The sequence below is a fragment of the Pseudomonas koreensis genome, from assembly GCF_036668835.1.
Taxonomy (GTDB): domain Bacteria; phylum Pseudomonadota; class Gammaproteobacteria; order Pseudomonadales; family Pseudomonadaceae; genus Aquipseudomonas; species Aquipseudomonas koreensis_I.
This window is the reverse complement of record NZ_JAZEVW010000002.1, coordinates 502,591-528,653: the sequence shown is the minus strand read 5'-3', so window position 1 is coordinate 528,653 and position 26,063 is coordinate 502,591. Positions and strand designations below refer to the sequence as shown.

The 26,063-nt window shown below is 61.8% G+C and carries 18 protein-coding genes and 2 pseudogenes; all 20 read right to left on the bottom strand.

The window, feature by feature from the left end; all coding sequences use genetic code 11:
* Window positions 1-112 precede the first annotated feature (112 nt).
* Complete coding sequence (locus tag V6F91_RS07390) at window positions 113-1,159, bottom strand: autotransporter outer membrane beta-barrel domain-containing protein (RefSeq protein ID WP_332763246.1); 1,047 nt, start codon at window positions 1,157-1,159, stop codon at window positions 113-115.
* Window positions 1,160-1,479: 320 nt separating this feature from the next.
* Complete coding sequence (locus tag V6F91_RS07385) at window positions 1,480-3,987, bottom strand: autotransporter outer membrane beta-barrel domain-containing protein (RefSeq protein WP_332763245.1); 2,508 nt, start codon at window positions 3,985-3,987, stop codon at window positions 1,480-1,482.
* A gap of 186 nt (window positions 3,988-4,173) precedes the next feature.
* A complete protein-coding gene (locus tag V6F91_RS07380) occupies window positions 4,174-4,956 on the bottom strand; it encodes an endonuclease/exonuclease/phosphatase family protein (RefSeq protein ID WP_332763244.1) in 783 nt (260 codons plus the stop codon).
* Window positions 4,957-5,145: 189 nt separating this feature from the next.
* On the bottom strand, window positions 5,146-5,904 hold the full coding sequence (locus V6F91_RS07375; protein WP_332763243.1) for a PIG-L family deacetylase: 759 nt from the start codon (window positions 5,902-5,904) through the stop codon (window positions 5,146-5,148).
* A 151-nt stretch (window positions 5,905-6,055) separates the two neighbouring features.
* A complete protein-coding gene (locus V6F91_RS07370; RefSeq protein WP_332763242.1) occupies window positions 6,056-6,742 on the bottom strand; it encodes a glycosyltransferase in 687 nt (228 codons plus the stop codon).
* A complete protein-coding gene (locus V6F91_RS07365; RefSeq protein WP_332763241.1) occupies window positions 6,739-7,338 on the bottom strand; it encodes an SAM-dependent methyltransferase in 600 nt (199 codons plus the stop codon). The genes V6F91_RS07370 and V6F91_RS07365 overlap by 4 nt, the downstream gene beginning before the upstream one ends.
* Complete coding sequence (locus V6F91_RS07360; protein ID WP_332763240.1) at window positions 7,335-8,093, bottom strand: PIG-L family deacetylase; 759 nt, start codon at window positions 8,091-8,093, stop codon at window positions 7,335-7,337. The genes V6F91_RS07365 and V6F91_RS07360 overlap by 4 nt, the downstream gene beginning before the upstream one ends.
* Window positions 8,090-9,088, bottom strand: coding sequence for an acyl-CoA dehydrogenase (locus tag V6F91_RS07355; RefSeq protein WP_332763239.1), 999 nt, complete (start codon window positions 9,086-9,088; stop codon window positions 8,090-8,092). Before V6F91_RS07355 ends, V6F91_RS07360 begins: the two co-directional genes overlap by 4 nt.
* A gap of 1 nt (window position 9,089) precedes the next feature.
* Entirely contained in the window at window positions 9,090-11,249 is a 2,160-nt protein-coding gene (gene glgX / locus V6F91_RS07350) for a glycogen debranching protein GlgX (protein ID WP_332763238.1), read from the bottom strand.
* 222 nt (window positions 11,250-11,471) lie between these two features.
* Window positions 11,472-11,819, bottom strand: coding sequence for a DUF2934 domain-containing protein (locus V6F91_RS07345; protein WP_332763237.1), 348 nt, complete (start codon window positions 11,817-11,819; stop codon window positions 11,472-11,474).
* A gap of 27 nt (window positions 11,820-11,846) precedes the next feature.
* Window positions 11,847-14,615 (bottom strand): malto-oligosyltrehalose synthase, encoded by a 2,769-nt coding sequence (locus tag V6F91_RS07340; protein ID WP_332763236.1) that lies wholly within the window; start codon window positions 14,613-14,615, stop codon window positions 11,847-11,849.
* On the bottom strand, window positions 14,612-16,690 hold the full coding sequence (gene malQ / locus V6F91_RS07335) for a 4-alpha-glucanotransferase (RefSeq protein WP_332763235.1): 2,079 nt from the start codon (window positions 16,688-16,690) through the stop codon (window positions 14,612-14,614). Before malQ ends, V6F91_RS07340 begins: the two co-directional genes overlap by 4 nt.
* Window positions 16,687-18,483 (bottom strand): malto-oligosyltrehalose trehalohydrolase, encoded by a 1,797-nt coding sequence (gene treZ, locus V6F91_RS07330; protein ID WP_332763234.1) that lies wholly within the window; start codon window positions 18,481-18,483, stop codon window positions 16,687-16,689. Before treZ ends, malQ begins: the two co-directional genes overlap by 4 nt.
* Window positions 18,484-18,500: 17 nt before the next feature.
* Window positions 18,501-20,087, bottom strand: a complete 1,587-nt coding sequence (glgA, locus tag V6F91_RS07325) for a glycogen synthase GlgA (RefSeq protein ID WP_332763233.1) — start codon at window positions 20,085-20,087, stop codon at window positions 18,501-18,503.
* Between the two features lie 543 nt (window positions 20,088-20,630).
* The gene (locus tag V6F91_RS07320) at window positions 20,631-21,584 is read right to left on the bottom strand and encodes a D-2-hydroxyacid dehydrogenase family protein (RefSeq protein ID WP_332763232.1); all 954 of its coding nucleotides are present in this window, start codon (window positions 21,582-21,584) and stop codon (window positions 20,631-20,633) included.
* A gap of 13 nt (window positions 21,585-21,597) precedes the next feature.
* Window positions 21,598-22,638, bottom strand: a complete 1,041-nt coding sequence (locus V6F91_RS07315) for an alpha/beta hydrolase (protein ID WP_332763231.1) — start codon at window positions 22,636-22,638, stop codon at window positions 21,598-21,600.
* Window positions 22,639-22,724: 86 nt separating this feature from the next.
* On the bottom strand, window positions 22,725-23,159 hold the full coding sequence (locus V6F91_RS07310) for a YqaA family protein (protein ID WP_332763611.1): 435 nt from the start codon (window positions 23,157-23,159) through the stop codon (window positions 22,725-22,727).
* On the bottom strand, window positions 23,159-23,605 hold the full coding sequence (locus tag V6F91_RS07305) for a DUF411 domain-containing protein (RefSeq protein ID WP_332763230.1): 447 nt from the start codon (window positions 23,603-23,605) through the stop codon (window positions 23,159-23,161). Before V6F91_RS07305 ends, V6F91_RS07310 begins: the two co-directional genes overlap by 1 nt.
* A gap of 239 nt (window positions 23,606-23,844) precedes the next feature.
* Window positions 23,845-24,372 (bottom strand): annotated as a pseudogene (locus V6F91_RS27355) (methyl-accepting chemotaxis protein); the annotation flags it as partial.
* A 333-nt stretch (window positions 24,373-24,705) separates the two neighbouring features.
* Window positions 24,706-25,836: pseudogene (locus tag V6F91_RS27350) on the bottom strand (HAMP domain-containing protein); the annotation flags it as partial.
* Window positions 25,837-26,063: the final 227 nt, after the last annotated feature.

Below are 26,063 nucleotides of genomic sequence, written 5' to 3'. Positions count from 1 at the left end.
CCGCGTCGCTTGCAATCGCCAGCAGGCTGGCTCCCACAGGGTTTAGCGCCGTTCACGTAATGGGCGGGCAACTCGATTCATTGTGGGAGCCAGCCTGCTGGCGATGGGTCCCTCACCAACGCATCCGCACTCCGAGACTGCCAATCAACCCGTTCAAATCATTGTCATCGACATCGCTGCTGTAATCGGCGCTCACATACAGGCTCACCGTCGGACTCATGCGTGCCACCAGTCCGAGGCCTAAATCCACGGTCGATGACTTGCGGCTGCTACTGATCTTGTCGACCTGATCCAGGGTTACCGTGCTGCCGGTATAGACCGTGTGCCAGAGGTTGGTGCGCACGTAGGGTTCCACCGGCAAACCATTCAAATCGTAACTGCCTTTCAAGCGTGCGCCGACGCGACCGCTCCACGCTGTCAGCTCACTGGACGAGGCATTGCCGGTGCCTGCATACGGCGTGTCGAGGCTGATGCGTTGATTGATCAGCTGCGCCTGCGGTTCCACCACCCAGTTTTCGCTGAGCCCGATGGGGAAGCCACCCTCCACCGAGAAGGTCATTGCGCTGCCTTCAGTGGCCTGGCGGACGCCTTGCGCGTTGCGGCTGAAACCACTGACCCGGCCGGCGCTGGCGGACAGGTCGACGTGCCAGCCCTGAGCGGCGGTCAGGCTGTAATAGGCGCCGAGGCTTTGGCCTTGTAGATTCAACGTATCAGTGCCCGGGTCGGCGAGGGCGCGGCTGCTCAGCGGGCCGTTGTGATTGGCGCGGATCTGATGATCGCCACCGATCACACCGACGGTTTGGGTAAAACCGTTGGGGCTTTGCAGGGTCAGCAGCGCCGGGCCTTTGCCTTCGCCACCACTGGCAATCGCATAGCCAGACGACAACACATCGGTTTGCGCCTGCCGCGCACTGCGCCCGTACAACTCATCCCAGGCTGACGGTGCCACATCTGCGCTGACCAAGGGTGCGTCTTGCGCATCCCCAGGGGTAATCACCGTGGCGGGCAGGGGCATCACCGGCACATCCGCGCGATACCAGATGCGGGTGTCATCCGCCGCTGGCCCGGCCTTGGCCTCCATGGACGAGCACAGCAGGATCGAGCTCGACACAGTGCAGAAAGTGATTTTGATCTCTTGTGGGGTGAGTGAAGTTTTCATGGCGGTCTACCTTGCGGGCGCATGCGGCATCTCGTTGTGGCGCCTCTCCTACCCCGAACGAGGGGCGACCGAATGGAGCGGGGCGAGCCTTGACCGCTCGCTTTTGCGAGTGGCCGAAGGTTCGTCCCGGTAATAATTTCGGGGTAGTAAGGTAGAGATAAGAAGAGCGATGCCGTCGCGTCAAGAAACCGGGCGATAAGCGGCAGGCGGTATTCAGAGCTGGCAACTCTCTGTTTTAACGAGAAATAACTAAGTGCTTGTTTGCATGGATAATCACTGTCTGTACCGGCGCATGGTCGGGCCGGCGTACCGACGGAAGGTCACCAACTAACGCGTACGCCTATGTTGCCGACCACGCCGTGCAGGTCGTTGCTGTCGATATTGCTGCTGTAGTCAGTACTGGCGAAAAGGCTGACGGTGCGGTCCAGCGTCAGCACGATGCCGACCCCAAGGTCGGCTGTCGAGGATTTTTGCTCGCTGGTGATCACATCGCTGTTGCCAAAGGTCACCGAATCCGTGCCGGAAAACGTGTGCCAGAGGTTGGCACGCAGGTACGGTTCCACCGGCAGACCATTGACTTGATAGCGACCCTTGAGTCGTGCGCCGAGGCGCCCCGTCCAGGCGCCGTCGGAATCGAACGATACGCGTGAGATGCCATCGTCCTGGCTGTCGAGTGAGACTTTCTGGTGAATGATTTGTGCCTGCGGCTCGATCACCCAAACATCATTGATCGGCAATGGATAACCGGCCTCGATCGACAGGCTCAGGGCGTGACCGCGATTGTCCAGTTTGACGCCGCGGTCGGAGCGGTTGTCGCCGTCGAAGCGAGTGCCCATCACGACACTGTCGAGGTATGCGCCGTTAGGGGTGGTGAATGTCCAGTACAGGCCATAGCTGTCGCCTTCAAGTTTGATCTTGCCGGCGCTGTTGTGTTGCCAGCCTTCATTGAAACCGTCGACATCACCGTGCAGGCGGCTGTGCCCCACGAAAAACCCCACACGTTGGTTTTGCCCGCCGGACATCCGTGAGCTGAACAGATCGTTGCCAACCTGAAAGCCTTTGAGTGAACCGTCCAGGCGCGGGGTGACCGTGCCGGCCCAGGTCTGCTCGAGGTTTTTGCCGTAGACCCGGCCCCACCCGGCGCCGAAGGCTCCGGTTTCACTCAGCAAGCGCTGATCGCCCTGTCGATCATGGAACGTTCCAAGCGCGTTGAGTGTCAGTTGCGCGGCAGCAGGCGGCAACACTGACCAGGTCGGCACTTCAGGGCGGTACAAAGGAATCGGTGCCGCTCCCGCGACGGCCGCAGGCAACACGGGTACTGGCGGGCTGCCCGCCGGAGCGATGGCTGCTATGGGAGTGGCTACCACTGGCACTAACAGGGGCGGCAGCGATGGGTCGGGGTTAGAAACGCTCATCATCTGCGGCGCAACCACTGCGGAGCGCAGGTACCAATTGTTCTGCGTACCGGCGGTGACGCCACCCTTGAACAGGTAGTAATCATAGGCACCGACCGACACCGGCCCTTTCAGCGTAAAAGCGTTATCGCTACTGATCGTGCTGCCTTGGGCTTGTACCAGTTCGATGCCGTTGGTCTGGGTGAACGCGCCCGAGCCGCCAAGGTTGTAGACCGTGATGACCGTTGCGCCGCTGAGGCTGCCATCGTTGATCACCAGTTTGTCGCTCGGTGCATCATCCGCACCGACTACGCTTTGTAGCCATAACTGACCACCGGTGCCGACGTAGCGGCCTTGCACCGTCAGCGTGTCATCGGTGCGGCTGTTATTGCGGGTCAGGTCAATGATCCCGGCGTTGTTGACGGTCACCGCCTGGCCGGTCACGGCCGGGACGATCGCCCCCTGAGTTGCCAGCAAGACGCTGCTGGCGTCGGTATTCAATACACCGGTGCCGGTGGCGGCATCGCCCAGCACCAGACCCGACACGCCCAGGTCCAGTTGCGAGTCGTTGTTCAGATTGACGGTTTCCCAATTGACCAGTCGCTCGGGCAGTGCAGTGCGCGAGTTATCGAAGGTCAAGGTGTCATTGCCGGCGCCACCTGCAACCCCCGGTGTCAGCGCCAGCACGCTGTCATCGAGATTCAGCAGGGTGGCGCTGTCATTGCCGACGTCCATCAGGATCGCCGAGCGTATAAGGCCGCCGGACCACAGCAAGCGGTCATCGCCGACGCTGGCGCGAATTTCCCCGGCAATCTCGCCACCGCTGACAGTGATGCTGTCATTCCCGCCGCTGACACTGACGTTACCGCCGATTCGCCCGCCGGAGACGATAATGACGTCGGTGCCAAACCCGGTCACCAGATTGCCGAGAATCTGCCCGCCCGACAGATCGAAAATATTGTTGTCGAGTTTCATGTCGACCCGGCCAATGCTGCCGCCGGTCATGCGCGCGACGTCACCGTCTTCGAACGCACCGATGATGGTGCCGCCGGTCATCAGGAACGTATCGCGACTGTCGCCCTGGGCCAGCGAGCCGATCGAGCCGCCATTCATCACGAACACATCGATGCCATTGCCTTGATTGACGGCACCGGTAAGTGTGCCCGCATCAATGGCTACCCGATCACTACCGCCGCCGAAGGTCACGCTGCCATTGATTTGACCGGTGCCGTTGGCGGGCAGGGTGAGGCTGTTGTTGCCCGCCAGGTCCGTCAGCGAGCCGCTGCTACCGCTGTCACAGGTGAAGCTGTCATTGCCCGGCCCGGCAACCAGCGTACACGCCGCCGAAACCGGAAGGCTGGTCAACAGCAACATGGAGGCGGGCAGGAACAAGGCGTGCGGCAACGCCTGGCGGCGGGTGAGGTAGCGCTTCATGGTCATTCCCTTGGGCAAATGCGGGAAATCATCCTTGGGAAGAACATGGCAGATTCGGCAGTTGATGCCTGACATCAAGTCCATGTCCTAACAATTTGAATGCGCTACTCCTTGAGCTGTTTTAGGTGTAGATCGTTTTAGCTGCGGTTCAAGCGACACCGACGGACGGTCGCGGCGTTAATGAATCTACAGATGCACTTCCACCGCCAGCGGCAAATGATCGGAAAGATGCGTCCATGGCTTGTTTCCAAGGATCTGCGGGTCATGGCTGCTGGCATTGCGCAGATAGATCCGATCGAGGCGCAGCAATGGGAAGCGTGCTGGATAGGTTTTGGCCGGGCGGCCATGGTGGCGCTCGAATGCCTCGTGCAGATAGTCGCGCCGGGCGAGGGCGACGTTGCCTTGCAACTGCCAGTCGTTGAAATCGCCGGCGATGATCACCGGGGCATCGTCAGGCAGCGATTCCAGTAGCTGGCAAAGCAGTTTCAACTGCAATTGCCGGTGGCTTTCGAGCAGACTCAAATGCACGCAGATGGCATGCACTTCGGTGTGCCCCGGCACATCGAGTATGCAATGTAACAAGCCGCGTCGTTCCGGGCCGGTGATCGACACGTCGAGGTTGCGGTATTCGCGGATCGGGTATTTCGACAGCAGCGCGTTGCCATGATGCCCATCGGGGTACACGGCGTTGCGCCCGTAGGCAAAATCGCTCCACATGCTGTCGGCGAGAAATTCGTATTGCGAGGTTTGCGGCCATTCGTTGTAGCGGCTCGAATGCCGTTCATGCTCACCGACCACTTCCTGTAAAAACACCAGGTCGGCCGCCGTACTGCGCACCGCTTCGCGCAGCTCGGGCAGGATGAATCGGCGATTGAGAGCGGTGAAGCCCTTGTGGGTATTGACCGTCAACACGCGCAGGCGATGAATGACGGGTGCGTCGACACGCTGACGCTCGGGTTCGCTGGACACGTTCACTCCTCGAAATTGCGCACGCTTGTTCATGCGACTGATGGGGAGGGGTGGCAGTTCCGTCTGATCTGAACACACAATCCCTCTGTAGGATTGAGCCTGCTCGCGATTGCGGTGGGTCAGACAACACATGCGTAATTGATAGACCGCTATCGCGAGCAGGCTCACTCCTACAGGGGACGGTCGTTGTCAGACGAGGACGATTTCATACGGCAAGCGCATCCGCTCCAGAATCGCCGGCGGCAGCAGCGGCGCGATGCCGATGGCCGGTTCGCCGTTGAGCTGGCTGGCGTAGGCGTGGGTGGCGTGACTTTTGCGCGCAACGGTCCAGGTGTCGAGGCGCACTTTGCGTGCGCGTTCCCAGGGGATCTGTTGCTGTTCGCGCTCCGGCCAGTGCCAGGCCCAGACCGGCACGTCGTGGTAGCGGGCGCCGACCTGTTCAGCGGCTTTGGCGCTGGCGCGGCCGACCGCTTCATGGTCATCGTTGCCATCGTTGCGCCAGGTACTGAATACCACATCGCCGGGGCGCAGGTACCGACTGATGAACTCGCAGACCTGCGCTTCCTGTACCCGCAGCGCATTGTCGGTGAAACCGCCGCGCACCCATTTCAGGCTGTGCATCGGCAGGCCGAGGCGGCGCAGGGCTTCGACGCTTTCCTGCGGGCGAAACACGCTCAGGCGTTTTTCCGACCATTGCCGCGAGCCGGGGTGGCTGGCGCTGCCATCGGTGATCGAGAGCAATTGCAGCGGATGGCCAAGGTTGGCGAGCAGTTGCAGGAGGCCGCCGCATGTCACCACCTCATCACCGGGATGCGGGGCGATCAACACGGCGCGAGCGTCGGGCGGGACCAGAGCGAGGGTATTGATGACGGGAATGCTGTCGAGCTGCGCGGCCGAATTCCAGATTTGCGCCGGCAGGTTGCTGTCATTGAGGATGAACGGTTTCATCAGTGCGACGTCCTTGTGTGGCATGCCCAGCGTCATCGGTCACAAACGCTGGCCGTGCACGCTGATGGCAAAATGGGTTGCAACTGTGCGGTGCTCCGACCCTTGGGTTACCGCGATGCAGAGTATTGCTCAAGACACGGGATTCGTCGCGTCACAGATCAATCTGATCCGTATTTTTTTCGCCTGACTGTGTCAGATTGCGCAAATAGTCGCCGAATCCGCCGCGGGCGCGACTGTCGAGGCGGGCGCTGGTGTGCACCCGTGGGCGATGGCTCCAGGCGATGTGCGCACCCGAGCGTTCCAGTGCGCGCACCAGTTGCACGTCTTCGTCGCAGGCCAGCGGTTTGAAGCCGCCAGCAGAAATATAAGCCGCCGCGCTGACACCCAGGTTGGCGCCATGGATATGCCGGTGGCCCTCACGCGCCTGATAGTGGCGGTGATAGCGGATCTGCGCCTCCTCATCGACCGAATCGGGCCAATGCTCAACGGTCACCGTGCCGCACACCGCGTCCGCCTGCAGGCCTAGCTGGGCCACCAGCCAATCGTCGGCGACCCGGCTGTCGGCGTCGGTGCAAGCGATCCAGCGTGCACCGTGCTCCAGCAACCACCAGGCACCGACGGCGCGCGCTTCACCGACATTACTGGCGTCGATCGGCAAGCTGAGCACCGGGTAGCGACTGACGATCTGCGCCGAGCGATCGGTGCAGCTGTCGAGCACCACCAGCACCTGCACCTCCTCGCCGGCCAGTTGCGCATGGTGGCTGGCACGGAGCGCGGCGCGCAGGCACTCATCAAGCAATGCCTCTTCGTTGTGTGCCGGAATCACGATCCCAATCAACGCAAACCCTCCAGCGCTGCCACCGAACGTGGCTCGCGACTCCAGACTTCAAGAATGAAATCCGCTTCCTGATGCAGCACCAGACGCGGCAATGCCAGTTGTTCATGGATCTGGTCGTGGACCTGCCGTGCATTCAACGGGCAGCCCTCGATCGGCGGGCGCCAGTGGCAGGCCAGTAATTGGCCGTCGGCGGTCAGGGAGTTTCCGATGTGGCGGATCACTTCTGTCAGATCCTCGCGGTCGAGGTAGTAGCCGATTTCGCTAAATACAATCAGGTCGAATTTTTCCTCCGGCCAGTGACCGGGGAGGCGGTTCTGCCGCACTTCGACATGGTCGAACAGGCTCAAGCGCGTTTGCGCCAGCTTCACCGCCGCGGTGGCAGTGTCGCAGCACAGCAGACGACTGCAACGGTTGGCCAGCTCGGCGCTCAATTCACCGTTGGCGCATCCCGGTTCGAAGATCGCCCGATAGTGCGGACGCGGCAGTGTGGCGAGGGTGATCGCGCGTTTACGCTGTTCGTACCAGCGTTGACGGAACGCCCACGGGTCGTCGTTACCGGCAAACAAACCGTCGAAGTAACGATCCTCGACACTCACAGGAACACCACTTCGAACGGCTGCAACAGGCGTTCAAGGACATACGGTGCCAATACCGGCGCAAGTCCGGCGTCGCGATCGCCTTCCAGTTGGCTGGCGAACGCATGGGCGGCGTGGCGTTTGCGTGCGACGTGGGTAGGTGAAAGGAGAATCTTGCGCGCACGTTGCCACGGCACCGCCGCGTCTTCCGGCGTCGCCCAGTGCCATGTCCACACTGGTAGCTCGTGACACACCACGCCGGCGCGGCTCGCCGCTTCGAGACTGGCGCGGCCGACCGCTTCATGATCGCTGTGACCATCCTCACGCCACGTGGTAAACAGCACGTCATGCGGATGCAAATAGCTTTGAATGAATTCGCTCAGTGCCCGTTCCTGCGCTGCTACCTGGGTGTCGGTGAAACCACCGCGCAGCCATTTCAGGCTATGCATCGGCAAGCCGAGACGGCGCAAGGCTTCGGCGGATTCCTGCGGGCGCACTACGCTCAGACGTTCGACCGGCCAGAGCGTCGAGCCAGGATGGCTGGCGCTGCCGTCGGTCACCGAGATCAGTTGCATCGGCCGTCCGGCCGCGGCGAGCAGCTGCATCAGCCCGCCGCAACCGAGCACTTCATCATCCGGATGCGGCGCGACAATGACGGCTCGCGCGCCTACCGGCACCAGATCAAGCACATCAATCACCGGTAGCTCCGCCAGGCGCTGCGAGTTTTGCCACTGATGCAGCGACGTGCCCTGGCCGACAATCGGGTTGGCTTTCATAGCGCCCAGACCTCGCCGGGCTGCTGCGCAACTATTTGCCCGAGCGCGGCGAGATCGCGCTCGGCGTGACTCTGGCGCAGGAACACCGGCAGGTCAGCCACCAGATGGGCAAAACGCCGATCCTGACAAAACGGCCCGGCACCGAGCGCTCGGCCCGTGTCGCGCAAAACCTGTTCAGCGGATTGCTCGACCACCGCCCGCGCACGCCGGGCGAGCAGTTCAGCGTCGGCTTCGGGCTGGGCGTCGATCTGCAAAGCACTGAAGCGCAGCACATCGGCGGCCGCCTGCAAGGCACTGTCGACCGCACCGAGGTGCGCCAGTGCGTGCGGTTCATCGCGTTCGGCACAGTGTTGGCGCAAGCGCTCTCCGATCTGCCGCGCAGCGCCGTACCAGCACGCGGCGATGCCGATCCCGCCTTGCCAGAAGCCCGGCCGTTGCAAGTAGTCGCCGGGATCGCCGATGGCCTGGCCTTCGGCGTTCTCGAACACCACCTCGACGCTGCCGGTGGCGCTCATGCCCACGGCTTGCCAGCCGTGCCCGGTGATGGTCACGCCGGGTTGGTCGAGGGCCACCGCAACCAGTTGCTGCTGATCGTCAGCGTCCCACGCCGTGAGCAGGGCATGGCTAAGCACCGCTGCGCCGGAACACCAAGCCTTGCGCCCGTTGAGATTGACCATGTGCCCGGCCGGGCTGACCTTGACGCGTGCCTGCGGCGGTTCCGCCGCCCACATGCCCCAGGTGCTGCCCGGCGTCGGGGTGCCGCCCAATTGTTCGATGATGGCCAGCGCGTCGGTGTGCCCCTCGTATAGCTTGCACAACCCCAGATCATGCCCACCGACCGCGGCCAGACGCTGAAAACGCTCCAGCGTGTGACCGCTGCCGGGCAGCGGCAAGCGATCCAGGCCGGCCTCGACCATTGCTCGCAGGCATTGGCCGAGGGCGGCGGTGGCGGGGTAATCCGGCGCGCGTCGGGCCAGATAGCTTTGCAGGTCCATATCAATCTTCTTCGTCGCGTTGCAGTTCGAACAACAGCAACGAGCGCCCGGTCACCGAGTATTCGTGGCCGAATTCGAAGCGTTCCTGGCCGCGAATCGCCGGCTGATTGGTATCGACCATGCACGTCCAGAAGCCGCCATCCGGCACTTCCGGCAAGACGAAGTTGACGATGTCGTGGTGCGCGTTGACCACCAGTAACAGCGTCGCGTCGGCGCCCTTGCGGCGGATGCCGGTTTCCTGCGCGCGGCCATCGAGCAGCATGCCCAGGCAGCGGTTGTGCGCGTCATGCCAGTGCTCGGTGGTCATCTCGGTGGCGTCCGGCGCCAGCCAGGTGACGTCCTTGACGCCAATATCCTCGTTGTACTCGCCGACCAGGAACCGCCCACGGCGCAGGATCGGGTAGGCCAGACGCAGCTTGATCAGGCGTTTGACGAACTTCAGCAGAGCCTTGCCGTCTTCGCTCAGGTCCCAGTTGACCCAGCCAATCTCGCTGTCCTGGCAGTAGGCATTGTTGTTGCCGTCCTGGGTGCGGGCGAACTCATCGCCGGCGACGATCATCGGCGTGCCTTGGGCGAGCAGCAGGGTGGCGAAGAAGTTGCGCATCTGCCGGTGGCGCAGGGCGTTGATTTCCGCGTCATCGGTCGGGCCTTCGACGCCGTGGTTCCACGACAGGTTGTTGTTGCTGCCGTCCTGATTGTTTTCGTCGTTGGCTTCGTTGTGCTTGTCGTTGTACGAGACCAGATCGTTGAGGGTGAAACCGTCGTGTGCGGTGACGAAGTTCACCGAAGCGTATGGCCGGCGCCCGCGTTGATTGAACATCTCGCCCGAAGCGGTCATGCGGCTGGCGAAGTCGGCGAGCTGGCCGTCGTCACCTTTCCAGAATGCGCGCACGGTGTCGCGGAACTTGTCGTTCCACTCGACCCAACCCGGCGGGAAGTTGCCCACCTGATAACCACCGGGACCGCAGTCCCACGGCTCGGCAATCATTTTCACCTGACGCAGCACCGGGTCTTGACGGCAGGCGACGAGGAAGCTGTGGCGCTCATCGAAACCGTCGTGGTAACGCCCGAGAATGGTTGCCAGGTCGAAGCGGAAACCGTCGACGTGCATCTCGCTGGCCCAGTAGCGCAACGAGTCGGTGACCATCTGCAGCACGCATGGGTGGCTGAGGTCGAGGGTGTTGCCGGTCCCGGAATCGTTGATGTAGTAGCGCTTGTCGTCGGGCATCAAGCGGTAGTACGAGGCGTTGTCGATGCCGCGCATCGACAGGGTCGGGCCTTGCTCGTTGCCTTCGGCGGTGTGGTTGTAGACCACGTCGAGGATCACTTCCAGATTGGCATCGTGCAGGTGCGCGACCATTTCCTTGAACTCGGCAATCTTGCCGCTGGCCAGGTAGCGCGGGTCTGGAGCGAAGAAGGCGATGCTGTTGTAGCCCCAGTAGTTGGTCATGCCTTTTTGCAGCAGATGCTGGTCATTGACGAAGGCGTGGATCGGCAGCAACTCCACCGTCGAAACGCCGAGCTTGCGCACGTGCTCAAGCACATCGTCGACCATCAGGCCGGCAAAGGTCCCGCGTACGTTTTCCGGCACGCAAGGGTGGCGCATGCTGATGCCGCGCACATGGGTTTCATAAATGATCGTCTTGTCCCATGGCACGCTGACGCGGTGATCGTTGCCCCAGGTGTGCGCCGGATCAATGACCTTGCACTTGGGCACGAACGGCGCGCTGTCGCGTTCATCGAAACTGAGGTCGGCGTCCGGGTGGCCGATGGTGTAGCCAAACAGCGCTTCCGACCATTTCAGTTCGCCGACCAGTTGTTTGGCATACGGGTCGATGAGCAATTTGTTGTGGTTGAAACGGTGACCGTTGGCTGGATCGTACGGGCCATAGACGCGGTAACCGTAGATCAGACCGGGATGCGCATCCGGCAAGTAGCCGTGGTAGATCTCGTCGGTGTACTCGGGCAGTTCGATGCGCTCGAGTTCGACTTCGCCGGCATCGTCGAAGATGCACAGTTCGACCTTGGTGGCATTGGCGGAAAACAGAGCAAAGTTTACCCCCAGACCATCCCAGGTCGCACCGAGCGGGAAGGGCAGGCCTTCACGGATTCTGGACGGCTCGGCATGCGCGGCGGGCTCGGCTTTTTTTGGACGGGTCATGATTGCTCCTGCAAAAAACGCGGTAGTTCGGTTGACACCGATTCGCTGTGGGAGCGAGCTTGCTCGCGAAAGCGGACTGACAGTCGACTCGATGTTGAATGACAGATTGCCTTCGCGAGCAAGCTCGCTCCCACAGGTGGGTTGTGGGTTTCTTGAGGGCGAGTTGCCCCCTATGGCGAGCAAGCCCGCCACACGTTCGTTCAGTTCAATAATCGAGTAGCGTCAGATCGCCGGAGGCTTTCTCGGCGCGCGCGGTTTTTTCTCGACAGCTTTTTCGCCCGGCGGCACCACTTTCGGGGTGCTGGCCGGCTTGGCCTTCGCTGCCGGTTTGGCTTTCGCCGTCGGCGTGGTCTTGCCGTTTACCGCTTTACCCTCAGTCGCCTTGCTGGTCGCGGTTTTGCCGGGCGTTTTACTGCCAGTGGCCTTCGGCGGCTTCTTCGGTGCAAGTGCTTCAGCCTCGGCCAGCTTGCGCGCCATCTCCCAGTGGCGCTCCTCATGGCCTTCGGGTTTACCTTCCGATTCCCATATCTGATAGGCGAATTCGCGAATGCGTTTATCGTCGGTGCTCATCGCAATACTCCTGAACTGAACTCTTGCTTACGTTAAGTGTTGGATAAAGAGATTGACCGGGACATCCCCCAGCGCGTCGCTGACATTCAGCTCCCTGTGTTTTGTGACTGCTGCGCTGGCAAAAAGTCCCTTCAGGTTTGTCGCGGAGGCGGCGAATGGTAAAACCACCCGCGTATCGCCCCAGCGCAGCGCATCCACTTGCGGCAGGGCACTGTTTTCCAGCAGAGTTGCGCAACGCACCGGCACGATCACGACGGCCTGTTTGCCCTCATGTTCACGAGCAAAGGCAAGCACGTTATGCGCCTGGCTGCCGAGCACTTCCAGGGCCTGATAGCTGCCACGTCGGAACAGCTCGGCATGCTCGGCGCGCAGGTGCAGCACCTCGGCGATCAGGGCCTGTTTGATGCGCCCGTCACGCCAGTTCGCCAGCAGTTCGGTGTGCGCCGTTTGCGCCTGCAAGGCCTGCGCGCGCGCGGGGTAATCCACCGGCCGGCGATTGTCCGGATCGACCAGGCTGAAATCCCAATACTCGTTGCCTTGATACAGATCCGGCACCCCCGGCACGGTCATGCGCAGCAAGGTTTGCGCCAGGCCATTGAGCGCGCCGGCGGCGGCAATGCTGTTGACAGTCTTGCTCAGTGCCGCGCGCAACAGTTCGCCTTCCGCGCGGGTGAGGAGTTTTTCGGTGAACGCCTGGGCAGCGTTTTCGTACGCTTCGTTGGGCGCGCTCCAGCTGCTTTGCAGCTTGGCTTCGCGAAGGGCCTTTTGTTGCCATTGCCAGATCCGCTTGGCGTAGTCGGCAAAACCGGCCTGATCGTCATCGCGCAGGTCCAGCGGCCAACTGCCGAGCAAGGCCTGATAGAGGATCAGTTCATCGCCATTTGACGGCATCTGTTCATCGCTACGCACCGGGCGGGCGAGGGCGCGCCACAATTCAACCTGCTCGGCGTACCAGTGGCTGCGTTCACTGAGCACGGCCAGCCGCGCACGGGTGTCCTCGCCACGTTTGTGGTCGTGGGTCGCCGTTGCCAGCAAGTTGTCCGGGAATTCGCTCAGTCGCCGTTGGTTGACGGCATGGAAGTCACTCAGCGGCGCGCTGAATTGCTCGGTGTCGTAGCCGACATCGTTGCGTGACAGCAACACTGCCGAGCGATACAGCGCGGTGTCTTCCACGGCTTTGGCGGCGGCGGGCGAGGTCAGCTGCTGAAAACGTACGCACGCGTGCTTGAGAATCTTGCGCGAGCGCCCGCGCGGTTTACGCCGCCACGGCGTGCCACCGAGCCAGCCGGCGACGCATTCGAGTACCGGCCAGTCGGCTTCGCTAAGGGTTTGCCGGGCACCGTCCATGGCTTTCTGGAAGAACACCTCGTCCTGCTCAGAGCGGCCCATGGCGCTGACATAGGTGCGATACACCGGGAAATGCACGATCAGCGCCTGCAACACCCGGCGGATCGCGCCCAGGGTCAGGTCGCGAGTCATCAGGTCATCGCGGGCCACTTGCAGCAAAGCCTGGGCGACGCTTTCGCAATCGCTGGCCAGCGAGCCGTTGAGAATCTGCTGACGCGCCAGTTGTGCTTCTTCGATAAACGCGGCGGGGCGTTCGGTGCGGCGCTGCCACAGTTCACCGAGGACGTGTTCACCGTCCGGATCGTGCTGCAACAGCGACAGCTGATTCATGAATTCATAACCGGTGGTGCCGTCCACCGCCCAGTCGCGGCGCAAGGTTTCGCCGGCGCCGAGAATTTTCTCGACGTAGATCGGCAAGTGCCGCCCCGGCGCGAGACTGTCGAGACGCCGACGCAGTTTGCGGCAATAACCCCGCGGGTCGGCCAGGCCATCGATGTGGTCGATGCGCAGACCGTCGACCAGACCTTCTTCGATCAACTGGAAGATCTTGCCGTGGGTGGCTTCGAACACCGCCGGGCGTTCGACGCGCAAACCGCCGAGTTCGTTGATGTCGAAAAAGCGCCGCCAGTTGATGTCATCCGCTGCGGTGCGCCAACTGGCGAGGCGATAGCTCTGGCGTTCGAGCAACTGATGCAGCTTGTCGAAGCCTTCTGCCGTGGTCGAATCGTAGTGCCGCAGATTGCGCTGAATTGCATCGAGGATCTGCGGGTCGCTCGCCAGTTGCTGCAGTTCCTGCTTCAACGGGATCGACAGCGAATGCGCATCGGTCTGATAGCTCAGCGCACTGAAACGATCGGCCAGGGATTTCAGCGGATCATCGCCCTTGAGCAATTCGCCGTAATCGTTCGGGCAGATCGGGAAGTGGTGGTCGTAATGCTCGACATGGAAACTGCCGGTCTGCGCGTTGAATTGCAGTTTCAGCGTACCCTCCTGCAAAGCGACACCGTAATCACTGCCAAGGAACGGCAGCAACAATTGGCCCTCCATCAACGGGTCCGGGGAATGCCACTGAATGTCGAAGAATTCGCCGTAGGGGCTCAGCCGGCCCCATTCGAGCAGGTCGAGCCACCACGGGTTGTCGCTGCCGCCCACGGCCATGTGGTTGGAGACGATGTCGAGGATCAGCCCCATGTTGTGCTCGCGCAGGCTGCTGACCAGACGCCGCAGCGCCGCTTCGCCGCCCAGTTCCGGGTTGACCTGGGTCGGGTCGACCACGTCGTAACCGTGCATGGAGCCGGCGCGCGCCGCGAGCAGTGGCGAGGCGTAGACATGGCTGATGCCCAATCGGCCGAAGTACGGCACCAGTGGCACCGCTTGTTCAAGAGTGAAGCCTTTATGAAATTGCAGCCGCAGGGTCGCGCGCAGCGGCTGGATAAGCGTTTGGTTCATTGGTCACGCTCGGCAGCCTGGAGTCGGGCACAGGCGAGCAGTTCCAGGCGTCGCGCGGCATCGTCAGTGTCGAGCAGCGTTTCGCTGGTGCCCGGCAGGCGCCGCGACCAGTTTGGGTGGGTGTCGGTGGTGCCCGGCAGATTCGCCTGCTCGTTGATGCCGAGGGCATCTTCCAGCGGCAAAAGCACCAGCGGTGCACGGGTGTGGCCGAGGAACCGCACGCTGGCATCGACCACTTGATCGGCCTCGTGGGATTCCTCGCGGAAATTCTGTGGGTCCTGGCTCAGCGCATTGCGCAGGCCTTCGCGCTCGCGCTGGCGGTGATGGCGCCAGTCGATTTCGCCGTTGGCGTCGACCAGTCCAAGGCGTGCGTTCCAGTCGATGTCCCGACCGTGCCACCAGCCATTGAGCGTCGGCAGGTCGTGGGTGCTGGTGGTCGCCAGCGCGTTGTCCGGCCAGTCAAGAATCGGCTTGAAATGCGTGTTGTCCTGTTCGAACAGCAGCACGCGCATGCCCAGCATGGCGCGTGCGGCTAGTTTTTCCCGCAGGCCTTCGGGCACCGTGCCCAGATCCTCGCCGAGCACGATGGCTTGATGACGATGGGATTCCAGCGTGAGCAAACGCAGCATGTCGTCAAACGGGTAGTACAGGTACGCGCCGTCAGCGGGAGCGGCCCCATTGGGGATCACCCACAGGCGTTGCAGGCCCATGACGTGGTCGATGCGCAAGCCACCGGCGTGAGCAAAATTGGCTCGCAGCATGTCGATGAAGGCACGAAAGCCGTTGCGTACCAGACCTTCGGGCGAGAACGCGGAAATCCCCCAGCCCTGACCGGAGCGGTTGAGAATGTCCGGCGGTGCGCCGACGGTCAGCGAGGCGAGCAATTCATCCTGAAAACTCCAGGCCTGGCTGCCGGCGCCATCGGCACCTACGGCCAGATCGGCGATCAGGCCGATGCTCATACCGGCACTGCGCGCAGCGGTCTGTGCGCGTTCCAGGCAGCGGTGGATCAGCCATTGGCAGAAGGCGAAATAGCCAATGCGATCCACGTATTCCTCGGCGAAGGCTGCCAGTGCGGCGCCGCGCGGGTCGCGCCAGTGTTCCGGCCATTCGCGCCAGTCGAGACTTTCGCCTCGGGCGGCGCGCATTTCCTGAATCGCTTCGAACCGGCAATGATTCTCCAGCGCTTCGCCGCCGCTGTGGCGGAAACTGGCGAAGTCCGGGTGCAACGGGTGATCGCCGGCGACAAAACCGTCGTACAAGGCTTGCAGCAATTTCTGCTTGGCCTCGGCCGCGGCCGGCCAGTCAATCAGTGTGAGGTCTTCAAGTTGCGCGAACTGGTTGCCCAGACCGGTAGCGTCGATCGCATCGCGCAACGCCCGCTCACCGAGGATCGCACCGGGCGCGGCATACAGTGAATTGAGGAACAGACGACTTGAGGGCGAGTACGGGCTGTAGCGGCTGGTATCGGCGCTGAACATCGCGTGCATCGGGCTGATCGCCACGGCGTCGGCGCCGCGTTCACCGGCCACGCGCACCAGTTCTTCGAGGGCGAGGGTGTCGCCGAAGCCGCCATCGCCGGGACGACGCAAAGCGTACAACTGCGCGCTCAGACCCCAGGCCCGGGGGATCGGATTGTCCACGGCGTCGGCGACGCTGAAGCAGCGTTCTGGCGCCACCGCCAGGGTGAAATATTGATCGCCAATATGCACTTGCTGATAACCGACCGGGATCAGGCCAGGCAGCATCGCTTGCGAATCAAGTTTCAGATCCAGCCGTGAGCCATCTTCGAGGTGAATTTCACAAGTCGTTTCCGGGGCGAAAAAGCGGGTCAGGTCCACCGGTGTGCCGACATCGCAGGTCAACAGCGGCGGCAGATGGTGGTCCTGCTGCGCCGCTTGCAATTCCAGCAGGCTGGCATCGATTTCCTGCGCCGTGCTGGCGGGGTGGCCTAGGCCAATCAAGACATTGCGTAATACCGCAGGAGCGACTTTTTGCTGACGCCCGTTGGCGTCGATCCAGTCGACGGCGAGGCCGGCTCGGCTGGCGAGTATTTCCAGTTGCGCATCGCTCATAGGCGCTCTCCATCCAGAGGTAGCAAAGGGGTTGCGGCCGTGAGGCTGACAAGCGCGCAATACGCGGGCAGTTCGCCCGAATCCGGGGTGACACCGGCAGGCTGCTGAAACAGCCAGACGGCATCGGTGTGTGGAGGGTTGACCACTGGCGTGTCACTGAGGTTCAGGTCAATTCGCAGCTCACTGCCATCCCCCAGCCGCCAGCGCGCACTCACGGCGGCGTGACCGAGTTTTTGCGCGCCCAGCGTTTGCGTGCCGGGCAGGTGGGGAGTGATGTGCTGATGGCGCAGGTGCAACAGCTCGCTGTACAGCTCGAGGGTTTGCTGTTGGCGTTGATTGCCGTTTTCTTGCCGTGGTTGGGAAGCGTGGAAGGTTGCTTCGGCATTCGGATCGGGGATCGTCTCGCGTTTGTGTGGATCGGCGAAGGCGCTGAACGCGGCGAACTCATTGCGCCGACCCTCGCGTACCCGTTCAGCCAGTTCACCGTGATGACTGGTGAAAAACAGAAACGGTTGCTCGGCGGCGAACTCGTCGCCCATGAACATCAGTGGAACCATCGGTGACAGCAGCAACAGCACGGTCGCTGCCTGCAATGCGCGTGGGTCGGCGAGTTGATGCAGGCGCTCGCCAAACGCGCGGTTGCCGATCTGGTCATGGTTCTGCAGAAACAATACGAATGCCGTGGACGGCAAATGCTCGCTCGGCTCGCCGCGCCGTTCGCCATGACGGTTGACGTGACCCTGGAAAACAAAGCCCTGACTCAGGCAGCGCACCAGTTGTTCAGTCGGTTGCTCGGCGTAATCAGCGTAATAGGCGTCGGTTTCGCCGGTCAGCAGCACGTGCAACGCGTTATGTCCGTCATCGTTCCATTGCGCGTCATAATCGTGCTCCAGCAGGCTGGCCTGATTCAGCTCGTTTTCGACGGTCAGCCAGACGTGACGGGCCGGATCGATCTGTTGTCGCACGCGTTGGGCCATTTCGCGCAGGAAATCAGAGTCGCCAATCGCGTGCACGGCATCCAGACGCAGGCCGTCGAAGCGATATTCGAGCACCCACATCAAGGCGTTTTCGATGAAGAATTCGCGCACTTCACTGCGACGGAAATCGATCGCCGCGCCCCAGGGCGTGTGCTGGTCCTCGCGGAAAAAGCTTTTCGCGTAGCGGTGCAGATAGTTGCCGTCGGGGCCGAAGTGGTTGTAGACCACGTCCAGGATCACCGCCAGACCATGGCCGTGAGCGGTGTCGATCAGATGCTTGAGTTGTTCGGGGGTGCCATAAGAGGCTTGCGGGGCGTAGGGCAGGACGCCGTCGTAACCCCAGTTACGGTCGCCGGGGAATTGCGCCAGCGGCATCAATTCGATGGCGGTGATGCCCATTGCGGTGAGCCGGGCCAGATGTTGCTCGACTTCGGCAAAGCCACCGAGCGCACCGACGTGCAGCTCGTAGATCACTGCTTCGTTCCATGGCCGACCCTTCCAGGCGCTGTGTCGCCAAGTGTAAGCGTGCGGGTCGACCACCACGCTGTGGCGGTGGAGGTCGCCATCCTGGGCCCTGGAGGCCGGGTCCGGCACCTCCAGTTCGCCATCGATACAGTAGCGGTAGCGACTGCCCGCTGGACAGCGGGCCTTGATCACAAACCATCCATCACCCTGCGGCAGCATGGGCAGCGATTGACCATCGGCCAGTTCAACACTGACGTAAAACGCATCGGGAGCCCACAGAGCAAATTGCGTGTGTTCGGCGTCCAGCACGATCGCGCCGTGGGGCCAGGTTTCTTGGGTCCTTGACGGCATCTTGGAAACCTCCCTGATTATTTGTGGCTGGCTTTACCCAATGCCTTGGCCACCAGTTGTTCGTAGAGTTCAGCGTACGGTTCGACCGCTTTGCTCCAGTTGAATGGCGCCGCCATTGCCCGGCAACGCATGGCATTGAGCAGTTCCGGGAAGGCAAACACCTTGAACGCGCGGCTCAGGGCTTCCTTGTAGCTGTCGACGGTGGATTCATCGAAGAGGAAACCGGTGACGCCGTTTTCAATGGTGTCGGCCAGGCCGCCGGTATTGCGCGCCACTGGCAACGAACCGAAGCGCTGCGCGTACATCTGGCTCAGGCCGCAAGGCTCGTAACGCGAAGGCATCAACAGGAAATCGCTGCCGGCGAACATGCGCCGCGCGTCAGTCTCGTTGAAGCCGATGCGTACGCCGATCTGCCCCGGGAAGCGCAGCGCCAGCTCACGCATGGCCTGTTCTTCTTCCGGCTCGCCACGGCCGATGATTGCGATCTGGCCACCGTTCTGCACGATGAACTCGGAGACCGCTTCAGTCAGGTCCAGACCTTTCTGATAGACCAGGCGCGACACTACGGCGAACAGCGGACCGGTCGAGTCGTTGAGGCCGAACAGCTCGCGAACATGCGCGGCGTTGACCGCTTTGCCTTCCCAGTCACCAATCGCAAACGGCGCGAACAGGTGCGGATCGGTGGCCGAATCCCAGCTCTCGTCGATGCCGTTGGGGATGCCGCTGAGCAAGCCTTGCTGGGTCTTGGCGGCGAGGAAGCCGTCGAGACCGCAGCCAAAATCCGGTGTGGTGATTTCCTGCGCATACGTGGCGCTGACCGTGGTGATGTGGCTCGAATAGGCCATGCCGGCCTTGAGGAACGACATCTTGCCGTAGAATTCCATGCCTTCCTGCTGCAGGGCGTGGGCGGGAATCCCCAGTTCCGGGCAGGAACCGAGGCTGGTCACGCCCTGGTACGCGAGGTTGTGAATGGTGAACAGCGTCGGCGTACGCTGGCCGCGCCAGTGCATATAGGCCGGGGCGAGGCCTGCTGGCCAGTCGTGGGCGTGGACGAGGTCCGGGCACCAGTGAATCTGCGCGAGGTTGGCGGCGATATCGGCAGCGGCCAGCCCGAGGCGGGCGAAACGAATATGATTGTCTGGCCAGTCGCGGCCATTGTTGGCGCCGTAAGGGCCACCTTCACGCTCGTACAATTCGGGGCAGATCAACACGTAGATCACCAGACCGTCGGGCATGTCCATGCGCCCGATCTTGCACGGTGGCAGCGCGGCGTGGCCACCGAGTTCGCCGATGATGTGAATCGGGTTCTCGCTGTGCATCACTTGCGGGTAACCGGGAATCAGCACGCGCACATCGTGCAGATGTGCCATGGCGCGCGGCAAGGCGGCGGAAACGTCGCCCAGGCCACCGGTCTTCACCAGATCGGCGATTTCCGAGGTGACGAACAGGACTTTTTTCTTGTTGGGGTTCTTGCTCGCGACCGGAGTCAGCGTCTTGGTGCCGGGAACGTTGATCGATCGGCTGCCGGGAACGCTGACGGTGCTCGAGTCGCCAATCACCTGGTGAGCACGCTCTCCCTGAATATCCAATGCCGCACTGATCATATGTATCTCCCGTAGTGTTGATCTGTTCTTGTCTCGTACAAACAAAGTTCAGAGCCACGTCCTGTGACCGGGCGCAAACGCGCCACGCATCGGTGAGCAAACGCTACCCAACACGCGCAAGCAGAATGGGTGGTGAAGCCATTGCAAGGATTGCACCAGTCGTTTTGGCTCTGTCTTCTTGATGACCCGACGCTGGATGCAAAAGTTTCGAGTTTTTTTCGGCGATGTGACCGGGCGGTTTCACCCTGCGAAAATGAGTCTAGGCCAGATCCTAGAGCGGGCCAGAGCAAATGGGTAAATTGTTCGACAATCGGTTTGTGCGTAAGAAAATATTGCTGGATCTGCGCAAACGCACCGACGAAGGGCAGTTTTTTTTGCAACGGAGGGCCAAAACGGTGACTGGGCGGTCACGATTTTGTGCTAGCGGGGAGGGCGACTGCACTGTTGTGGTGCGATGTGTTCGCGGGTGAGGACTGTGCTTGCCGTTTTGCGAGCCTGCTCGCGAATGCGATGGACGGGACACCACCGCTACTCATGGATGTCTTAATTCAACAGGCGAATCGGCTCCCCTGCAGACCATGCCTGAATATTCACGATCATCTGCGCAAAGAACTGCGCATAGTTCTGCCGACTGACATAGCCCACATGGGGCGTCGCCAGCACGTTTTCGAGTGTGCGAAACGGGTGCAGGGCCGGTAATGGTTCTGCGTCGAAGACATCCAGCGCTGCCCCGGCAATGTGCTGTTTCTGCAGTGCCTTGATCAACGCCGCTTCGTCGACGATCGGCCCGCGCGCGGTGTTGACCAGCAACGCAGTCGGTTTCATCCAGCCCAGCGCCTGCGCGTCGACCAGCCCGCGGCTGCGTTCGCTGAGCACGAGGTGCACCGACATCACATCGGCCTGCTCAAACAGTTCCTGCTTGCTGACGTAAGTCACTCCGGCCTGTGCGGCGCGCTCGGCGGTGAGGTTTTCGCTCCAGGCAATCACGCGCATGCCGAACACCTGGCCGAACTGCGCCACGCGCTGGCCGATACTGCCCAGACCGAGAATGCCCAGGGTCTTGCCATGCAGGTCACCGCCCAGTCCTTGCTGCCATTGCCCGTTGCGCAAGGCGGTGGCTTCGTTGAGCAGATTGCGCGTGGCAGCCATGATCAGCGCCCAGGTCAACTCGGGCGCGGCGTGCTTGTAACTGTCGGTGCCGCAGACCTTGATCCCGAGTTTCGCTGCCGCCGGCATGTCCAGTGCTGCGTTGCGCATGCCGCCTGTGACCAGCAGCTTGAGCGCCGGCAAGCGCTTGAGCAGGTCCTCGTCGAAACGCGTGCGCTCGCGCATCACGCAAATCACCTGATAGCGGCCCAGACGTTCGGCCAGGGTGGCGTTGTCAGCCGGGTAGTCATGCACGAATGTGACTTCACCGATGCCCTCGAGCACTGACCAGTCGACCACATCGCGGGCCACGTCCTGCCAGTCATCAATCACCGCAATCTGCAACGCCATCAGCCTTACCTCATCAACGAACGGGATTGGATGTATTCAGCCAGCCGAGCAGGGCCTTGTGGAACTGCGCCGGTTCTTCCATTTGCGGTGCATGGCCCATGCCGGGGAATTCGACCAGCGTCGATTGCGGGATCAGTTTGGCGACCTGCTTGCCGAGTACGTCGTAGTGGCCGATCTTCGCTTTGACTTCCGGCGGGGCGATGTCCTTGCCGATTGCGGTGGTGTCGGAGGTGCCGATCAGCAGCAGCGTCGGCATCTTCAGGTCCTTGAACTCGTAATACACCGGCTGGGTGAAGATCATGTCGTAGATCAGCGCCGAGTTCCACGCGACCTGGGTCTTGCCCGGGCCTTTGCTCAGCCCGGCGAGCATGTCGACCCAACGGTCGAATTCCGGCTTCCAGCGGCCGTCGTAATAGGTGGTGCGCTCATATTCGCGAATGCCCTGGGCGCTGACTTTCAGTTCGCGTTGATACCACTGATCCACGGTGCGATACGGCACGCCGAGGGCTTTCCAGTCTTCCAGGCCGATCGGATTGACCATCGCCAGCTGTTCGACCTGCTCGGGGTACTGCAAGGCATAACGGGTGGCGAGCATGCCGCCGGTGGAATGCCCCAGCAGTGTGGCTTTCTGAATGCCCAGTGCTTTGAGCAACTGCTGCGTGTTGGTCGCCAGTTGCTGGAAAGTGTATTGGTAGTGGTCGGGTTTGCTGGAGGTGCAGAAACCGATCTGATCCGGCGCAATCACCCGGTAACCGGCCTCGCTCAGCGCCTTGATCGAGCTGTCCCAGGTCGCCGCGCAGAAATTCTTGCCGTGCATCAGCACCACGGTGCGCCCATTGGCCTTGCCGTTGGCGGCGATGTCCATGTAACCCATCTGCAGGGATTTGCCCTGAGATTCGAACGCGAAGTGCTTAAGGGTGTACGGATAATCGAAGCCTTGCAGCTCGGGGCCGTAGGCCGGGCCTTCGGCGGCGGGCGTGGCAGCCTGAGCGGACAAGGGCAGGGCGGCGCACAGCAGCAGCCCGGGGAGCCAGCGGGAAAACGAGACAGGCATAGGTCAAACTCCGTTTGAAATGGGCCGATGCTCGAACGGCCGGATTATGGCGACGTTAAAAACAGGCAATGATCGCGGCCGATGGTTCAACCCAGCCAGCCCAGGGTCAGCATGGCCAGCACGCCGTAACGGGCGCCTTTGGCCAGGGTCACGATCAGCAGAAAACGCCCGAGCGGTTCGCGCATGACCCCGGCGATCAGCGTCAACGGATCTCCTATAACGGGCAGCCAACTGAACAGCAGCGACCAGTGACCGAAACGCTGGTAGTGCTTCCGGGCTTTGGCCATGTGCTGCGGACTGACCGGAAACCAGCGCCGGCCCTGAAAGCGTTCAAGCCCTCTGCCCAGCCACCAGTTGACCAGCGAACCGAGGACGTTACCCAGCGTCGCCACGGCCAGCAGTCCCCACAGCCAGTAATGCTCGCTGACGATCAGACCGACCAGCAGCGCTTCCGATTGCAGCGGCAGCAAGGTCGCGGCGCCGAACGCAGCCAGGAACAGCCCGGCGTAAGCGGCCCCGATCAATGCGCCGGGTAATCCGCCACGACGACATCAGCGCCGTCCTTTTTCAGGCCGATCACTTGCCAGGCGTCGCTCATGCCATCCATTTCCATGCCCGGCGAGCCCATCGGCATACCCGGTGCGGCCACGCCGAGCAGGTCGTCGCGCTTGCTCAGGGCCAGCACCTGTTCAGCCGGAACATGACCTTCGACGAATTTGCCGTTGATGATTGCGGTGTGGCACGAGGCCAGACGGGGCGGCACGCCGTGCTGTTGCTTGAAGCTGCTCATGTCGCTTTCGACGTGATCGTCGACCTTGAAACCGTTGGCTTCGAGGTGGCTGATCCACTTTTTACAGCAACCGCAGTTGGCGTCGCGATGGACTTCAATCGGGATCAGCTCGGCGGCCTGGGCGAGGGAGGAGATGAACAGGGCGCTGAGGGCGAGCAGACGCAGATGGATTCGCATGAGGGATTCTCGGCTCGGGTGGCGGTCAGAAGAGAGCGCATTTTGCCCGGTTTTCGCTGTTCGGCATCAACGCAGTGTTTCAGGTTGTTGCAAATAGACTGCCAGCCCCTTGTGGAAGCGAGCCTGCTCGCGAATGCAATTGTCCAGACGATGATGGAGGGACTGACAGATTGCTTTCGCGAGCAGGCTCGCTCCCACAGGGACTCGGGCAATGTCCAGAATCACCGTGGGCGCTGGGATCAGCGAACCTTGAACCGCCCCATGATCGCGCTGACCCGGCTGTTGGCTTCCAGCAACTGGCGGGTGTTGAGTTCGCTGGTCTGGCCGCTCTGCACCAGTTCGTCGACCATGTGGCGGATCTGCACCATGCTGCGGTTGATCTCTTCGGTGACGGCGCTTTGCTGTTCGGCAGCCGTAGCGATCTGGGTGCTGAGGCTGTTGATATGGCTGACCGAGCCGGCCATTTCGTCCAGCCCCGAGTTGACTCGCGCAGTGGCGTCAGCGGCAGACTGGCAACTGGCCTGGGTGTTTTCCATGGCGCTCACCGACGAACTCACGCCTTGCGTCAGGCGGGTGAGCATTTCGTTGATTTCCGAAGTACTGGCTTGGGTACGAGCGGCGAGGGCGCGGACCTCATCGGCGACAACGGCAAAGCCGCGCCCCTGTTCGCCGGCGCGTGCGGCTTCGATGGCGGCGTTGAGCGCGAGCAGGTTGGTCTGCCCGGCGATCGCGCCGATCACGCCGAGAATCTCGGTAATGCGCTGGGCGTCCTGCTGCATGTTTTCAACCTTGTGCGTAGCACTCGCCACTTCGTCGATCAGTGCGACCACGCTGTTGGTGGCTTCGCCGACGACTACGCGCGAGCGGTCGGCGTTTTCGTTGGCGCGTTGAGTGAACGCCGCGGTTTCGGCAGCATTCTGCGCCACGCTTTCGGCGGTCGAACTCATTTCGGTAATGGCGGTGACGGTCTGATCGGTTTCCGAGGCGTGGCGCAGCAGGATCTGGCCGGTGTGCGCCGAAGTACGCTGCAGGTCATCGAGGCTGGAGGCCATGGCACCAGTGGCCTGGGTCACTTCGCTGATCATGTTTTGCAGGTAGGCGATAAACGTGTTGACCGAATGACCAATAGCACCGAGTTCGTCCTCGGCGCGAATGGTGATGCGGCGGGTCAGATCGGCATCACCGCTGGAGAGCAAGTCGATGTTGGCTTTCAAGGCTTTCATGCGCTGCACCAACTGGCGAATCGCGTAGACCTGCAACAGCACCAGCAGGATCACCAGCGGAATCTGCAGCATGCTCAAGGTGCTGAGCACGTCGTCACGCTGGGCGGTGAGCATTTTCGTCGGCAGCGCGGTGGCGAGGAACCACGGCGTGCCTTCGATCGGGCGCATGAAGAACGTGCTGTCTTCACCGTTGTTGTCGAATTCGCTGCGTTGCGCCTGGTCGCGGTTCTGCAGGCCGGTTTTCACCTGAGCGGCGAAGGTCGAGGTCGCGGCCAGTTCGCTGATGTTCTTCAGCACGATCGGACCGCTGATGCGCGAGCTGTTGCTGATGATCTTGCCGTCCGCTTCAACAATGAGCATTTCGGCGTTGAGGTCTTTTTCCTTGCGTGCCACCAGGTCGTTGAAGAAACCCAGGGTCACGTCAATGGTCGACACGCCCCAGGCGCTGCCGTTTTTGAAAATCGCCATGGCGCAGTTGGTGCGTGGCTCGGCGCTGGCATCATCTTTATAGGCCGCCGCCCAGGCACACTGGCCGCGGGGTGTGGCCATGCCGCCCTTGTGCCAGCTCTGGTCGTAATAGTTGGGAGCGGCGTCGCTGTTCCAGAACGTGTTCACGGCGAGCTTGCCCGAAGCGTCGCGGTGCCAGAACGTACTGAACTTGTTGCGCCCGGCTTCACGCTGGCCCGGCAGTGGCCAGATCCCGCCGCCAAACACCTTCAATTCGCCATACTGATCGACCAGCCCCGGCAGCACGGCATCGATGGCGGCGCTGTCGAGCAATGGAATGGTCTGGGTGATGCTGCGCTGTTGCGCCTGCACTTTGTTCAGTTCGCCCTGAATCTGCTCGGCTACTTCGGCGATGCGGTTGAGCACCACTTGTTCTTCGGTTTCCCGCAGTTTGGGGGCGACCAGTTGGCTGATGCCCACCACCGTCAACACCGACAGCAGCAGGATGAACAGAACCAGAAACAACGTATAGCGGGCCTGAATGGTGCGGAATGCGGGCATGGAGACCGGTCCTTGAGCAGCGATTCTTGTTAGAGGGCAAGGTTGCAACAGTGAGGGTATTGAAAGCGTATCGTCGTTCTCGGGCGAAGCTTGAGGTACTTGAGTGCTAATAATCGCGACGCCGATGACTGGTCGGTATCAAGCGTGATACATGCCGCCGTATCCGCACCTGCGCTGATTCGAAAATCCTCTCGACATGACAATGCGATGACAGCTCTGGCGCAAGG

Excerpts from the sequence above, each read along its gene's own strand:
- glgX (WP_332763238.1), bottom strand. The coding sequence starts at position 11,249 with ATGACCCGTCCAAAAAAAGCCGAGCCCGCCGCGCATGCCGAGCCGTCC.
- V6F91_RS07385 (WP_332763245.1), bottom strand. The coding sequence starts at position 3,987 with ATGAAGCGCTACCTCACCCGCCGCCAGGCGTTGCCGCACGCCTTGTTC.
- V6F91_RS07345 (WP_332763237.1), bottom strand. The coding sequence starts at position 11,819 with ATGAGCACCGACGATAAACGCATTCGCGAATTCGCCTATCAGATATGG.
- V6F91_RS07340 (WP_332763236.1), bottom strand. The coding sequence starts at position 14,615 with ATGAACCAAACGCTTATCCAGCCGCTGCGCGCGACCCTGCGGCTGCAA.
- V6F91_RS07355 (WP_332763239.1), bottom strand. The coding sequence starts at position 9,088 with ATGGACCTGCAAAGCTATCTGGCCCGACGCGCGCCGGATTACCCCGCC.
- V6F91_RS07305 (WP_332763230.1), bottom strand. The coding sequence starts at position 23,605 with ATGCGAATCCATCTGCGTCTGCTCGCCCTCAGCGCCCTGTTCATCTCC.
- V6F91_RS07375 (WP_332763243.1), bottom strand. The coding sequence starts at position 5,904 with ATGAAACCGTTCATCCTCAATGACAGCAACCTGCCGGCGCAAATCTGG.
- V6F91_RS07390 (WP_332763246.1), bottom strand. The coding sequence starts at position 1,159 with ATGAAAACTTCACTCACCCCACAAGAGATCAAAATCACTTTCTGCACT.
- V6F91_RS07360 (WP_332763240.1), bottom strand. The coding sequence starts at position 8,093 with ATGAAAGCCAACCCGATTGTCGGCCAGGGCACGTCGCTGCATCAGTGG.
- glgA (WP_332763233.1), bottom strand. The coding sequence starts at position 20,087 with ATGATCAGTGCGGCATTGGATATTCAGGGAGAGCGTGCTCACCAGGTG.
- malQ (WP_332763235.1), bottom strand. The coding sequence starts at position 16,690 with ATGAGCGATGCGCAACTGGAAATACTCGCCAGCCGAGCCGGCCTCGCC.
- V6F91_RS07320 (WP_332763232.1), bottom strand. The coding sequence starts at position 21,584 with ATGGCGTTGCAGATTGCGGTGATTGATGACTGGCAGGACGTGGCCCGC.
- treZ (WP_332763234.1), bottom strand. The coding sequence starts at position 18,483 with ATGCCGTCAAGGACCCAAGAAACCTGGCCCCACGGCGCGATCGTGCTG.
- V6F91_RS07315 (WP_332763231.1), bottom strand. The coding sequence starts at position 22,638 with ATGCCTGTCTCGTTTTCCCGCTGGCTCCCCGGGCTGCTGCTGTGCGCC.